General features: G+C 59.8%; 10 protein-coding genes and 1 pseudogene. 4 read left to right on the forward strand and 7 right to left on the reverse strand.

The annotated features are described in order from the left end of the window. Positions 1-196 precede the first annotated feature (196 nt). Positions 197-960, forward strand: a protein-coding gene (locus BBTA_RS38565; RefSeq protein ID WP_244424310.1) for an IS5 family transposase whose coding sequence is annotated in 2 segments (ribosomal slippage) — positions 197-532 and positions 535-960 — 762 coding nt in all. Because the reading frame shifts where the segments join, the coding sequence is not laid out codon by codon here. Then, positions 957-1250, forward strand: a pseudogene (locus BBTA_RS41755) (hypothetical protein); the annotation flags it as partial. The gene BBTA_RS38565 and the pseudogene BBTA_RS41755, both read left to right, overlap by 4 nt. Before the next feature lie 205 nt (positions 1251-1455). On the opposite strand, the gene BBTA_RS02815 reads toward BBTA_RS41755, so the two are convergent. The 3 genes from BBTA_RS02815 to BBTA_RS41200 form a co-directional block, all read right to left on the reverse strand. Continuing rightward, the gene (locus tag BBTA_RS02815) at positions 1456-2535 is read right to left on the reverse strand and encodes a transporter (RefSeq protein WP_049795289.1); all 1080 of its coding nucleotides are present in this window, start codon (positions 2533-2535) and stop codon (positions 1456-1458) included. A 105-nt stretch (positions 2536-2640) separates the two neighbouring features. After that, positions 2641-5076, reverse strand: coding sequence for an arylsulfatase (locus tag BBTA_RS02820; protein WP_083780582.1), 2436 nt, complete (start codon positions 5074-5076; stop codon positions 2641-2643). Positions 5077-5526: 450 nt separating this feature from the next. Then, positions 5527-5796 (reverse strand): hypothetical protein, encoded by a 270-nt coding sequence (locus BBTA_RS41200; RefSeq protein WP_083780583.1) that lies wholly within the window; start codon positions 5794-5796, stop codon positions 5527-5529. Between the two features lie 351 nt (positions 5797-6147). Here BBTA_RS41200 and BBTA_RS02825 point away from each other — a divergent pair, with 351 nt between their 5' ends. Both BBTA_RS02825 and BBTA_RS02830 read left to right on the forward strand, forming a co-directional pair. Next, the gene (locus tag BBTA_RS02825) at positions 6148-8463 is read left to right on the forward strand and encodes a tetratricopeptide repeat protein (protein WP_244424312.1); all 2316 of its coding nucleotides are present in this window, start codon (positions 6148-6150) and stop codon (positions 8461-8463) included. 689 nt (positions 8464-9152) lie between these two features. Continuing rightward, complete coding sequence (locus BBTA_RS02830) at positions 9153-10514, forward strand: DUF1254 domain-containing protein (protein WP_244424314.1); 1362 nt, start codon at positions 9153-9155, stop codon at positions 10512-10514. Between the two features lie 230 nt (positions 10515-10744). On the opposite strand, the gene BBTA_RS38575 is transcribed toward BBTA_RS02830, so the two are convergent. From BBTA_RS38575 to BBTA_RS02850, 4 genes are all read right to left on the reverse strand, one after another. After that, positions 10745-11329: an AMP-binding protein gene (locus tag BBTA_RS38575; protein ID WP_168167858.1), complete on the reverse strand. Its 585-nt coding sequence runs from the start codon at positions 11327-11329 to the stop codon at positions 10745-10747. Positions 11330-11545: 216 nt separating this feature from the next. Further along, positions 11546-13129: an IS66 family transposase gene (locus BBTA_RS02840; RefSeq protein WP_012040933.1), complete on the reverse strand. Its 1584-nt coding sequence runs from the start codon at positions 13127-13129 to the stop codon at positions 11546-11548. Positions 13130-13205: 76 nt separating this feature from the next. Further along, complete coding sequence (gene tnpB, locus BBTA_RS02845; RefSeq protein ID WP_012040934.1) at positions 13206-13553, reverse strand: IS66 family insertion sequence element accessory protein TnpB; 348 nt, start codon at positions 13551-13553, stop codon at positions 13206-13208. Further along, positions 13550-13951 (reverse strand): transposase, encoded by a 402-nt coding sequence (locus tag BBTA_RS02850; protein WP_012040935.1) that lies wholly within the window; start codon positions 13949-13951, stop codon positions 13550-13552. Before BBTA_RS02850 ends, tnpB begins: the two co-directional genes overlap by 4 nt. Positions 13952-14778: the final 827 nt, after the last annotated feature.

A 14778-nucleotide genomic window follows, 5' to 3' on the forward strand; every position in this document is an offset into this window, starting at 1 on the left:
ACAAACAGTGTGCCACTGATTTCCGCTAGCTATTTGAGCGGCACGCCGCTTTCCGCCATGCACTTCTTGAAGACAAATAGGGCCTTGCGTTCACCCTGGACTGTCACGTTGTTTTCGACTAGGTTCTGTACTCATAAATGGATTCCGTTAGCTGACGAACAGTGATTCACTCCCCTTAGGTGATTTGGGGGTAGACATGGCGCGGTTTGACCTGAGCGATCGAGAATGGGCTTTGATCAAGCCCTTGCTGCCGAATAAGCCACGCGGTGTCGGTCGGGTCGACGACCGGCGGGTTCTCAACGGCATCTTCTATGTGCTGCGGACAGGCTCGCCCTGGCGAGATCTTCCGGAACGCTATGGCCCTTACACGACGGTCTATAATCGCTTTAACCGCTGGGCCAAGGCAGGTGTTTGGGTCCAAATTTTCGAGGTGTTGGCAGCACGCTCGCCGCAGTCGATGGCGCTGATCGACAGTTCTATCGTCCGCGCCCATCAGCACGCCGCTGGGGGTAAAAAGGGGGCGAGGATCACGCCATTGGCCGTTCTCGTGGAGGACTGAGCACCAAGATCAATGCGGTCGTCGACGAGAACGGACTGCCGGTCCGGCTGATGCTAACCCCGGGGCAGGCCCACGATCTGCGTGCCGCGCCATTTCTGCTCCAAGGGCTCAAATGCCGTGATGTTGTGGCCGACCGTGGTTACGACGCCGATGCCCTCCTGCACATGATCAGAGCCCGCGGAGCTAGGGCTCATATTCCTTCCACCAGCCAGCGAGTGGTCCAACGCTCCGTCAGCCGCCGCATCTACCGCAAGCGCAATCTTGTTGAGCGCTTCTTCTGCAAGCTCAAGCATTTCAGGCGCATCGCGACCCGCTTCGACAAGCTCGCTCGCAACTTTCTCGCGGCAGTCGCACTCGGCTCAACCCGCCTCTGGACCAGGGTTTATGAGTCCACGCCCTAGCCGAGCATGATTGGGTCGAGGCCGATCGCGTGCAGCTCAAGGCCGGCTCCAGCGCGGAACTCGCATCCATCCCAGCGTTCACGACCAGCACGATCTACCTCGTCACCGGGCTCCTGCTGCTGATCTGGAAGCGCATCCCTCAGAAGTCCACGCGGGTCTATCGCCTCCAGACCGATGCAGGCGAGCGCATCATTGGCCGCAAGGTCCCGCTCAGTTGGGTCACGGCAATGTCGGCGGAGAGACCGGCGCTCGCAGCTGAAGACGCGTTCGCGGCACTCCTGCGCGACGGCGACCCGACGCGCACCGCGCCGCCCCCGCGGGAGCAGCGGTTCGAGCCGTCTCCATTCCACATCGCTCAACCAAAAAGTTGCTACCTCATCAAGGCCTCCCGCGATTCGGACGCCTTGAATCGCAACTCAGCCTACGCCGACACTCCTAATTGAGTACGGACCCTAGCACCGATTGAGGCGGCGGACCGTTTCGTTGATCGCCATCTTATTTGTGCATCGGGTGCTTCGTAGGTGTCGCGATGCTCGCCGGGACAGCCTCCGATATCGAGAAAGTGAGCCAAGTGTTCCAACCCGACGGCCGATTCTGAGCCGCAAACTCGCCATATCCCTTCACGCCGAGGAACGCCTGGTTACTTCCAATCTGAAAAGCGTAGCCGATCTGTGGACCGATGCCAAAAACCCGCGATCGGAAGCTGCCAAGAACGGCCGGCTGACCGAAATCGTCTGTTATCTGTTGATAGACGTATCCCACCAAGCCAACAAAGACCTGCTTCGACAGGAACTGAGATGCGCCCCAGTCGAAATGGAAATCGACGCCGCTCTGGTACTGTGTGTCTCGGTTCTTGAAATTATAGGTGAGGCCGCCGACTCCTGATAGTTCAAGTCCGGTGGCGGGATTGAAGTAAGTATAGCCGCCACCGACGTCAACGGCGCCGTGACCAAGGCCGATATTGGCCAATCGGTTGGGACTATAATCGCCTATCGGGATATTACCCGTACCGTAAACGATGAAGTTGTGAACGCCAGTATTCCACTTCAGCTTCGCGGTTGGGTAGAGGTCTCCATACGAGGTGACGGCTTCTTCCAGCAACCCGTTACGCGTGATCGAGATCGGGCCAACCGCAGTTGTGAGTGTGCCTGCTATGCTGGCTGAATTTCGCGCGTAGATGCTGGCCAGCGTCGCCGACAACTGACCACCGAGCACGGGCGTTGCGAATGTATAGGTCGGCGCGATGAGCATCAGGTCGGCTTGCCCGCGCAGGACCACGTTGAGATCGACTGCAACGGCCGTTGACAATCGTCCGATCTGGACTTCCCGCGACGCGGCTGCTGCTCCTGACGCCCCTGCGTTGGCGTGATAATAGATCGCGGCGATCGACCAGCCCGGCGTGGTCGGCGTTGCCGACATGCTGCCGTACAGGCCCGGCAGCCAGTACGAGATGCCGCTTTCGTCGGCGCGTGCGGCCTGCGGAGACAGTAGGGCAACGACGGTAACCGCGACGACCGCTGTCGGTCGCCGCGAGAACAATCTCGATCCGGAATTCAGACTTTCAGGCGACGTCATTGCGGCTCGCTCCAATCCAGTTCTCTACGATTGCAGGGGGGGCGGCCGCACCAGTTCAGCCTTTGGGGCACTGATTTGTTGCGGCCGAAGCATCGGCTACTTCCTTCAATCGGAGAGGCCTTTCTTGACCAAGGCGGCCTTTCGAGCCCGCTTCGCGTCCTCAATATCGGCCTTCTTCATGTCGAGCAGATCGATCGTCACCTTCGCTATCTTGCCGGTGAACTTGAACGGGACCTTGTAACTTTCGGTGACGGGCGTCCCCTCGTCGGCACCGACATCAGCGCCTTCATCCGCCGAGAAAACCCCAAACTCAGTACGCTCGATCCGCCCGGTCGCAACGCTCCGACCGTTAACGATGATAGTGCCGAGGCCACCCTTGCCGACGCCACCGCCGTCATACGCGAACTCGAACCGGATTGTTGCTCTTCCGGCGGGCACTGCCTGCTTCGCGCTAACTGTGAACCGTTCCAGGCCGAGGAAGTTGTAGGTGTAGGTCGGTTTGCCGTCCTTCAGATAAAGGCTCCAGCCGCCGAACCGCCCGGCTTGTGCAAGGATCACGCCGTTGGCGCCACCCTTCGGAATGTCGACTTCGGCCGTGATCGTGTGCGACCGATTCTTGATGTTGATGAAGACGTTCTCCGACATTCCCGCCATGCCTTCGTGCACCGTGAGACTCGTGCGGCCTGCCATCAAATCCGGTCGCCCAGCCAGTGCCGCGTTGGCCCGTTCGAGGGTACGGTCGTCGAGAGGCAACACAGAGTTTGCTTCTGCCTCCTTCATGAAGAGGTCTTGCATCTCCTTCAGCTTGTCAGGATCCTTCGCCGCCAAGTCGTTCGCCAGGCTGAAGTCCGACCGGGTATCGTACAGTTCCCAGACATCCTGATCGAGTGGACGTCGAGGCTTGGTCTCCCAAGCCGCACGATGGATCGTGCCCGCGAGCCATCCGTCATGATAGATTGCGCGGTTGCCGAAGATCTCGAAGTACTGCGTCTTATGGGTGCTCTCCGCCTTGGGGGCGTCGAACGAGTAGACCATGCTGGTGCCTTCGATCGGCACCTGGATGGTGCCATTCACACTCTTAGGCTCCGGCAAACTTGCTGCTTCCAGGATGGTTGGTGCGATGTCCACGACGTGGTGCCATTGTGTCCGCACCTCGTTCTTGGCCCTGATCACCTTCGGCCAATACACCACCATTCCGTTACGGGTACCACCATAGCTCGACGCGACCTGCTTGGTCCAGGTGAACGGCGTGTCGCCAGCAACCGCCCAGCCGGCTGCGTAGTGGCTGTAAGTGTTTGGCCCGCCCAGCTCATCGTAATGCTTGAGCACGTCCTGAACGGTCTCCTGCACACCGTTAAAATAGGTCATCTCGTTGAACATTCCGCTCATGCCACCCTCGGCACTCGCGCCATTGTCGCCAACGATGTAGAAGATGAGCGTATTGTCGAGTTGGCCGGTGGCTTTGATGGCGTCGACCAAGCGTCCGATTTCGGTGTCGGTATATTCGGCGAAACCGGCAAATACCTCCATCTGCCTCGTGAACAGCTTTTTTTCGTCACCGCTAAGCTTGGCCCAGTCCGCAATGGCGTCCGGCTTAGGTGCGAGCTTGGTGCCCGCAGGAACGACGCCGAGCTTGATCTGCCGTGCCAGAGTCTCTTCGCGTAATGCGTCCCATCCCTGGTCGAACTTGCCCTTATATTTCGCGATCCACTGCTTGGGCACGTGATGAGGCGCATGGGTCGCCCCCGGAGCGAAATACATGAAGAACGGCTTGTCAGGAGTCAGCGATTTCTGCGACTTCATCCAGGCTATGGCCTTGTCCGTCATATCCGTCATGAAGTGATAGTTAGGATCCTTTGGCAACTCGACCTGCGTCGTGCCATCGTAGATCAGTGGGGCCCACTGGTTGGTTTCGCCTCCCATGAAACCATAGAACTTGTCGAATCCCTGGCGGGTTGGCCAGCGATCCGTCGGTCCCGAAGCACTGACCTCCCAGGCGGCCGTCTCGTGATTTTTGCCGAAATGGGCGGTGCTGTAGCCGTTCAGACGCAGCATCTCAGCGACTGACGCAACGTTGTTAGGACGCTGACCGGTCTGGCCCGGAAATGAGGTGCCTGTCTCGGCAATCGAGCCGAAATTGTTCACATGGTGATTGCGGCCGGAAAGCAGGGCTGCTCGGGTCGGTGAACACAACGCCGTCGTGTGGAACTGATTGTATCGCAATCCGCCACTCGCAAGTTGCTCGACTGTCGGCATGTGAATTGGGCCACCGAATGCCGACGACTGGCCGAAGCCCATGTCATCAATCAGGACAATCAGCACGTTCGGAGCCTGTGAGGGCGCCTTGATCTCGAAACGCGGCGGCGGCGCGCCGGCGTTGCGAACATCCAGCACCGTGCTGTGCGGATATGCGGGTTCAGGAATCGGCAGAACGCTACGATCGGTGGGTAGTACGACACCTGGCGGTACGACGGACTGCGCCAAGGACTGCGCCAAGGCAGGAGCGACCATCGCCGGCGCGATGAGCATCAAGGCGACCATCGCACGGATCACGCCTACCCGACCTGTCAAGCGCACCCTTGTGCTATCTCGATTCGGAGACAGCAATTGATCCGAAGAGTCCCTACACATGACGCGCTCCTGGCTGAATGAAAATGACAATTGGATTGCCTATTCTGTCAAAACGCTTTTGATCCTTTGCGCCGCATCGCGATATGCTGCCGTTCGCGGCGTCTGGGTAGGCAAGCGACGCACGTACCCAGATGATCTCCAACATGATGATCCCGATTGGGCCGACGCTCTTGGCAACGAACAACAGAAGCCAGACCAGACCAAAGTAAACCTGCAAGGCGCGACTGAAAACAGCTCACGTCTTCGCGCCATTGAATTGCTAAATGCATCGGTCGACTGCCACGGTCGGCGCCAGATGCAGCAAAACGCCGAATATCTGAACCTGTTTGGCTTGGCAGGCCAGCCAAACACTGAGCCGGTTCAGCGTCGACCGACGCGATTGACGGGACCGCCACGATTCATCGGCGTACCGGCGCGCACGCCGATACCAGGTGCACCGACGCCAGGCCGTACCACCGCGCGTGCGACCGGTCGCGGTCGCAGAACGACACCAGGCCGAACAATGCACCCCACCGGATATTCGATGTACTGGCAGTACACCACCGCGCCGGCTTTTTCCGTGCTCGCTGCCACAAAGCCGGCCACCAATCCACTTGTGAGCAAGATCGCGAGTGCACTCGATCGCTTCATTGTGGCGTCCTCCAGTTTTTTATCAATGACTAAATTAGCGCAATGAGCGCGACATACATTGCGGAAGATCAAGCCGCTGGCCCAATCATCACATCTGAGCTGAGTTCCATCAGGCCGACGCCGGCCGCAGCAGCTCGCTGCACTTGACACCCTCTGGGTCCCACCGATGATATGGCTGATGGCCGGCTGACTTCATCTCTATAGGATTGGCTGTTGGCACGCAGGCGGCGCAAATCGACTCATCAGCCAGTGGCGAATTTCCCTGCGAGATCGCCAGAGGCATCGTTGCGGGAACCAGAGCCACGACGATGGAACTCGGGATTCTCTGGACTTTTCTGGGCGGCCAGCTTGATGGCAACGACTGCCATTCTGGCTTGGATTGCCTTTCTCTCGCTCGAGAACAAGGCTTCGCCGGCCCCTGAGATTGCTACCTATGTCGGCAGCAACGCCTGCGCTGGCTGTCACCAGACGGAGGCACGGCTGTGGATGGCGTCTCAGCACAAGGGGGCAATGCAGCACGCCACCGACGGGACGGTGCTCGGCAATTTCAACGACGTGCGTTTTGACTATTTCGGTGTGCAGTCCCGCTTCTTCCGTAAGAATGGACAGTTTTTCGTGGAGACCGATGGTCCCGACGGAGCGCTGGCCGTCTACGAAGTGAAATATACCTTCGGCGTCGATCCGCTGCAGCAGTATCTCGTTCCGTTCCCGGACGGCCGCCTCCAGGTCCTGCCGATTGCATGGGACAGCCGACCTAGTGATAGAGGTGGCCAGCGATGGTTTCATCTCTCGGCAAATGAAGCGATCAGGCACGATGATGTTCTGCACTGGACCAGATTGAACCAGACCTGGAACTTCATGTGCGCGGAATGCCATTCCACTGGTGTGCGCAAGAACTACGATGCGGAGAAGGATCGGTTCGCGACGACGTGGACGGAGATCAGTGTGGGCTGTGAGGCATGTCATGGACAGGGCTCGCGCCACGTCAGTTGGGCGCACGAGCAGCAGAGCTGGTTGCCGTTTGGCAGGCGCCAGGACTCGAGCAAGGGATTGCTGGTGCATCTTGATGAGCGCAACGGCATCACTTGGTCAATCGAGCCTCAGACAGGCAACGTGCAGCGCTCTTCCGAGCCCGCAGCCCTCCGCAAAGAGGTCGAGACTTGCGGCCTATGTCACGCGCGTCGGGCGGCCTTTCATGAAGGCTGGATTCCCGGACATTCATTATCGGAGACCCATGCGGTCGAAGCGCTCTCGCGCAACACGTTCGATGTCGACGGACAGATCCGCGATGTCGAGGAGCCGTATAACTACACACCCTTCAGGCAAAGCAAGATGTATGCGGCCGGCGTCAGCTGCAGCGATTGCCATGAGCCGCACAGCGGAGGGCTTCGCCTCTCAGGCGAAGGTACATGCCTGCAATGTCACGCATCGAACAAATACGCTGATGTGAAGCATCGCCAGCATGCGGGCGTCGACCCCGCGCCGACCTGCATCTCGTGCCACATGCCGACCCGGACCTACATGTCGATCGATGCCAGACACGATCACGCGTTCAGGGTTCCTCGACCCGATCAATCTGTGGCCTTGGGAACGGCGAACGCCTGCAACGACTGCCATCGCGATCAGTCGGCACAATGGGCCGCAGCGGCGATTGAGCGATGGTACGGAGCTGATCGCAAGGGCTTTCAAAGTTACGGACCGATATTTCATGCCGCCCGGATCAACCGCACAGACGCGGCGGCGCTTCTTTCGGAGCTGGCCTCGGATCGCCGCGCGCCGGCCGTAGCGCGTGCCAGTGCGCTTGGCGAATTGGCATCTCGCATGACGCGAGCGGACATTTCAACGGCCCGCGCCGCGCTTGGTGATCCCGATCCTATGGTGCGGCTCGGCGCGCTGGACATGCTGGAAAACGTGCCCGCCGCTGAGATCTGGTCGTTCGTGTCTCCGCTTTTGTCCGATCCCAGCCGCGGCGTTCGCATCAGAGCCGTTGCTCTGCTGGCCAATATGCCAGTCCGAAGTCAGCAGCCGGCGGATCGTGCACGCTTCGATCTGGCGGCGGCTGAGTTCATCGCAGCCCAGCGCTCCAACGCGGAGCGGCCGGAGGCTCGGACCGCTCTTGGGAATTTTTTGTTGCAGCGCGACCGACCGCAAGAGGCCGAGGCCGAATACCGGGCCGCACTGAGGCTAAGCCCGCATTACGCGACGGCCGCAATCAACCTTGCCGACCTCTATCGGCAGCGCGGCCAGGACGGCGAAGGTGAAGCGGTCCTGCGCACAGCGCTCGTGGCGTCGCCGCGCGACGCCGCGCTTTTTTACTCCCTTGGCCTGACATTGACACGCCTCAGACGGCCGGACGATGCACTCAACGCGTTGGCTCGCGCAGCGGAACTGGAGCCGGAGCGTCAACGTTATGTTTACGTCTACGGCATCGCTCTGCATTCCAGCGGTCGCCGTGAGGCGGCGGTGAGTGTTCTGAAGGACGCCTTGCGCGCCCATCCAAACGATAGTCAGATTTTGCAGGCGCTCATCTCCTTCAGTCGGATGTCTGGGGACGCGACGTCGGCGCTCCGCTATGCCGAGCAGCTTGCTGCGATTGCGCCGAGCGATAAGGAGCTGGCAGCGCTTATTCAGGAACTCCGTCGCATCGCGTCTCCGCCCGCAAGATAGACGCGAGTGTCTGTTCGCAGTTCGGCCGCTCGATGAGATGCGAGTCGGCTTCGGAGTTCCGGCAATGCAGTCGCGCAGTCTTGGTTTACCGGATGCCATGACGAGAATGACCGCGGATGCCCCGCTGACTTGAACCATCTTCGCAAGTTCGCTGGCCGCGACCACCCCGTTCAGTCCCAATGTCGGCGACCATTCACATCGGTCAAGCAATTAGAGAGACTCTGGACGGCTCGAGGAACAATTCCTTGGAGGCGCGCAGCTCTTGAACCTGGCGTCGGCGTCGGCTTTCATCCGACGCAATGTGCGGTTCGATCTGGACCTCCGGGATGATAGCGACAGCCGGCTCTTCGGCATCACAACCGAGACCAAATTGGTACCCAGCCAGCTTGTCAGCTGACGCTGGGAACACCATTCGACGCCGTCCCGCGAGGGAGCCACGTGATTGAGTTATATCAATATGATCGCGCCACAAGCGATTAATCAGCAAGGGCTCTCCAACGGAGAATTCCCCGATGTGGACGAAACGCGACTTCCTTTGCTCTGGTGCATTGACCGCGGTCGTAGCTGCGGGAATAAAGCCTGGGCCGGCGCTTGCTGAGATGCTAACGGGCGCGCCCGCTGTACCCAATTTGAAGTATTCAACCTCTATGCCATCGGGGGTCGCGATACCGGACAGTGTGGACACTCGGTTGGGTAGGCTGAACTTCTTTGGCGGCTTTCCCGATCAAGCCAGCGTCGATAGGCTTTACGACAATCTCGACTTTCAACGAGCTGTTCAAGCCTACCTGCTGGCGCTCCCGGTGGTGAACCAGGTGGGGAACCGCGATGGCATCCTCGCGGTCGGTCCGGCAAATACGACAGTACCGATTTGGGAAACCATGGTCGATGCCCGGACAGTCGAGCTCACCGCCAACAACAACACGCCTTACACTTGGTTCTGGCTCGACCTGCGCGGCGGTCCGCTCGTCGTTGAAGCTCCGCCGAACGTGCTCGGGCTCGCCAATGATATGTGGTACAGGTGGGTCGGTGACATCGGGCTCGTTGGCCCGGACAAGGGTAAGGGCGGAAAGTATCTGGTGCTGCCGCCCGGCTACAAGGGCCGGGTCCCCTCAGGCTATTTCGTCCTGCGACCAGGGTCATATCTCACCTGGATTGCATGGCGCAGTTTCCTGGTCGGCGATGATCCAAAGCCCGGTGTTGATCTCGTCAAGAAGCATACAAAGATCTATCGCCTCGGCGAAACAAATCCGCCAAAGCTCAATTTCGTGGATATGTCGGGCAAGCCATTCAATATGGTAGCGCCCGCAGACTATCCATACTGGGCGTTACTGAACAAGGTTGTACAAGAGGAGCCAACCGACGACGTCGACGCGACGACCTTGGGGTTCTGGGCTTCAGTCGGCATCATGAAGGGTAAGCCTTTTGCGCCTGACGAACGGATGCAGAAAATACTGGCCGAAGCGGCAATTGTTGGCGACGCGACGGCGCGGGCGATCATGTACAGGTGGCGCGGCGCCGATGGCTACTGGTATTCGGATAGAAACTGGCGTTTAGGTTTTGTCGGGGGTTACAAGTTCGAGGAGAACGGCGCGCGATTGCTGAACGCGTATTCCGGCTTCTTCTTCTACGCGACCGGCGTGACGCCTGCGATGGATTCGAGGAGCGTCGGCGAGGGCTCGCAATACCTGGCGATGTTCGTCGATGCCAAGAAGACCGTCCTGGATGGCGGTAAGAACTATCGGCTGCATCTGCCACCGAACATCCCGATCAAGAACTTTTGGTCGGTGATCGTCTACGACAACCAGACGCGCTCGATGCTCCAGACAGACCAGCGCTTTCCTAGCGTAAGCAGCCAGAACAAGAAGCTGAAAATCAACCCGGACGGCTCGGTTGATATATATTTTGGACCCAAAGCACCCGCTGGCTTGGAGGATAACTGGGCTCAGACGGTCCCCGGAGCAAGCTGGAATATCCTGTTGCGGCTGTACGGTCCGCTTCAGGCTTTCTTCGACAAGACATGGCGACCTGGCGACATCGAGCTTCAATCCTGAGCGAGTTGGCTGCCTTGGGTGGCTATGCCGCCCAAGGCAGCATAGCCAGTTCCTCTGAACGAAGCTCGCGTTGGCTCACAATCGGCCCTATGCCGGCGTGTCTCTCCACGTCTGCTACGGGTCACAGGACTAAACCGCTCGCGCGGTAGGGCACACAGCCGGCAGCACGGCTGAGAGGATGGCGCAACGAGGCAGCCGCTACGGAACAACGACGTTGGTGCGGTGCAGCTTCAACGCGATCGCTGCGCCGCGCCGCCGGAGATACGGACGCCAGCAATCCCGGCGCTACGGTCGTCAATTCGGTGCCGATCAACGCAATGACTGGTCGGCGGGCAGGCGTCACCACCGATCCCGAGACGCCGGATCTCGCCGAGCACAGCGAGTTGCGTCGGTGATCCTGTGTTCACCAGGTGCTCGATCAAGGCCGGGGTCATCAGGGCGACCGCCAGTCGGCCCGTTTCGATCGCTTGGCTCAGGTCGGTGATGTCGCCGCGTGGGGGAAGTACCACTGTCCCACCGACGACCAGTGGCGACAAGAACGACGAAATCAGGCCGTAGCTATAGCTCAATCCGAGACTTTGCAGCGCCTGGAATGGTCCTGACAGCCCGAGGCTGTGAAGACGCTTTATGGCGTTAAAGAGCACGGCTGCGTGGCTCAGCCGAACAATCTTTGGCTTCCCAGTACTTCCCGACGTCGCGATCAGAAGGAGATCATCGGTCGGGCGACAATCCTCTCGCGTCTCCGCAACGTCCCGAGGTCCATCTTGGTTCGTTGGCGCTCCTCGAGGGAATGCGTGGCGAGATGCGTCCGACACTTCCGGGAGAATCGTTCCATGCCAAGGCGGCGCGCATATTGAAGGAATGCGAAGCAGCCAAGGTCGGGTTCAGGCGTGGCCAAAGCCGTCGCCGCATAAAAATCGGCGTCCTCTCGACCACCAAGATGCAATGCGTAACCGCTTTACAACAAAGCCTCGCGACATTGCAGTACGCATCCGGCCAGCACCCCAGGCACGATGACTACCGCGAAGCGCTCAGGCAGCAACGGCGGCCTTTGACCGTTGGTTCGCCTTCCAATTCCAGGGAAGCAATTCGTTGACTTTGTTCGCGGGGTGATCTGGAAGCCTGGCCAGCACGTCCGCGAGCCAGGCTTGCGGATCGACGTCGTTCATCTTGCAAGTTTCGATCAAGGTATAGACGGCGGCAGCCCGATGGCCGCCAACGTCTGAACCGGCAAAGGTCCAATTCCTTCTTCCGACCGCCACACCCCGCAACGCTCGTTCGGCGGCGTTGTTCGTAAGACAGACGCGACCGTCGTCGAGGAAGCGGGTGAACGCTGCCCAGCCGTTGAAGAGGTAGTTGATCGCTTTGGCGGTGTCGTTCTTGGTGGAGAGTAACGCTTGCTGCTGGCGCATCCAGATTTCAAGCTCGGCAACGAGCGGCCGCGATCGTTCACGGCGTACGAGAAGCCGCTGTTCCGGGGTTTTGCCATTAATGCTGCGCTCGATCTCGAACAGCATGTCGATACGACGCACCGCCTCGCTGGCGACCGGCGCCTCTCCCTGTTTTACCAGGTCGACAAACTTCCTCCGGCCGTGGCTCCAGCAAGCCGCTTCAACGATCGGAGCCGGCTTCCTTTGAGCCATGTAGAGCTGGTTGTATCCATCAAAGGCATCGGCCTGCATGAGGCCCACATAGCCGGCAAGATGGCCTTGCGGATGCTCCCCGGCACGACTGCGCGAGTAATGGAACACCGCCGCCGGTGGATCCCGACCGCCAAACGGCCGGTCGTCGCGAACGTAGGTCCAGATCCGGCCGGTGACAGTCTTCAGTTTCGCCAGCACGGGCACCGTCGTGTCATCGGCATGGATGCGTTCCGCGCTCATGACATGAGTCCGGATAGCCTCAATAATTGGGGCGAGCGCCACCACGCAGGCCCCGATCCGATCCGCCAGGGTCGAGACATCGATCTCGATCCCTTCCCGGGCATAGGTCTGGCTCTGCCGGTTCAGCGGCTGATGCAGCAGGAACTTGTTGACCAGCACCATCGCCAGCAGGCTCGGCCCGGCGAAGCCACGCGGGATCGGATGGGACGGTGCCGGCGCCTCGGTAATCGCCTCGCAGTCCCGGCAGGAGAACTTTTCGCGGACGTGCTCGATGATCTTCCAGCGCCGCGGCTCGCATTCAAGGGTCTTCGATACAACCTCGCCAAGCTTGTGCAGCCGCTCGCTGCCGCACTTACCGCAGGCGCAAGGCGCGGGTTCGACGATACGTTCGACCGGCAGATTATCTGGCAGGGGACGTCGCGGCGGCCGCGGATTTTGTGCGCGCTTCTGTTTGGCGGCTTCAGGTGCCGCGATCTCGGCCCTGGTTTCCTGCTCGGCCTGGGTCTCTTCAAGATCCTCGATGGCCAGCTCAAGCTGCTCGACCAGCAGCCTGCCGCGTTCAGAAGATTGCCCGAACTGCTCGCGCCGTGCCTTGGCCAGCATCAGCTTCAGCCGCTCGATTTCCAGGCGGCCGACGGTCACTTCGCTCTTGGCCAGCGTCAGCTGCTCGCGCTGCGCAAGGATCATCGCATGCGCAGCGGCAAGATCGGCGGGAAGCGGATCGGAGGACATCGTCACACCGACAAATCAATCATATTCGCCGCTAAAAATCCCGCCGGATTTCCTTCGTGAGTCAAAAAGCCACAGCTTATCCGGAAGCCTGCGGCCGCCAGGTTGCCTGCGGCATCCGCCAATCAATTCCGGACAAGAGATAGGATAGTTGCGCAACGCTGATCGTGACAACGCCGTCCGCCACCGATGGCCACAGAAAGCGGCCGCGCTCCAACCGCTTCGTGAAGAGACACGCGCCCTGGCCGTCATGCCAAATGATCTTGATCAGGTCGCCCCGACGGCCCCTAAAAACATAGAGATCACCAACGTGCGGATCCCGCTTCAAGCTCTCCTGAACCAGACGTGCCAGGCTCGGGAATCCGCGCCGCATATCGGTATGGCCGGTCGCAAGCCACACCCGCACATTACCCGGTATGGCAATCATCGGCGCTCAAGCACGTCGAGCACCCGCGCCAGCGCCTCGGGATCAACCTGTGCATCCACCCGGATGCGTCGCCGGTTGCCAAGATCGATCTCGATCAAGCCACTCCGCGCGGTCGGCATGGGCTGCAACCGTCGGTCATCTTTGGATAGCGGCTTCGCTTCTTCCGCGCTCGGTGCCACCGCTGCGGCGATCTGCACCGGCGCAAAACATGGCCCGTCATTCACGACCGTACGGGCCTGGCGGCGCCAGGTGAACACGACGCTGGCCGCGACACCGTTGCGGCGCGCAACATCTGTCACCTTGGCGCCCGGTACCAGGGTTTCCTCGACGATCCGCGCCTTGTCATCTTGCGACCAGCGCCGCCGCCGCTCCAACCCGCCTAAAACCTCGACCCGCATCGCCTGATGACCTTAAAGCTAGACTTAAGGTCACACGCTTCGCGAAATATACCGCATCAGACAAGACGGCGCTCGTCGGATGCGTACACATTGCAGCCCGACATCGATGTTGCTTTGCGCGAGCGCAGCCGGGACGGACACGACATCCTCACCGTGAGAGGAGTTCGCCTGAACGTGGTCCTCAAGACGAATCAGGACCAGCGCGCTATGGAGGCTGTAAATCCATGAATGGTATAACAATCGCTCCATTGAGTATGATTACCGAACTATCAGCCGGGCCCCTCGACGACTTCGGATTGACACGCTCTTTGGGCATGTACCTTTCGAAGAGCCTCGAACAGGCTCTTCAAGCGGATCTTGTTTCTGCTTTTAAGGTCGCCTTGGAGAAAATATGAGGGACGTAATGAGCAAATAAGTGCGTTCCCGCAGAACCGAGCGCAGCCCAATGGCACTTGAAGTATGAATCAACACTCGGAAGCCGACCGCTTACATCTTTGAAAGCCGGCCACCCCGAAATGCGCCGAGACTTGGCGCTCGCCGGAATACAGGGCCGGATGCGACTAAGAAATATATGGTGCGTTCGCGATTGTGAGCAAGCGCGCGGTCGGCTACGCTGCCTGTCCTGCCTCGTAGGTCAGCTGTAGAGGATAATAGATCGCGCCGATCCAGGTTGAACGCGATTGGAATAAAGCTCCTCGCGTCAGTCCGGAAGCTTGAAATCAAATTGCTTCGTTCGTCCGACGACACGCTTTGTCCCATCCCAAGTCTGGCGCCCGCGGTCCACATCTGCCGTCCGTCCGGTGCCACCTCATGCGACCACGTCCTGG

It is taken from the genome of Bradyrhizobium sp. BTAi1 (assembly GCF_000015165.1).
GTDB lineage: Bacteria > Pseudomonadota > Alphaproteobacteria > Rhizobiales > Xanthobacteraceae > Bradyrhizobium > Bradyrhizobium denitrificans.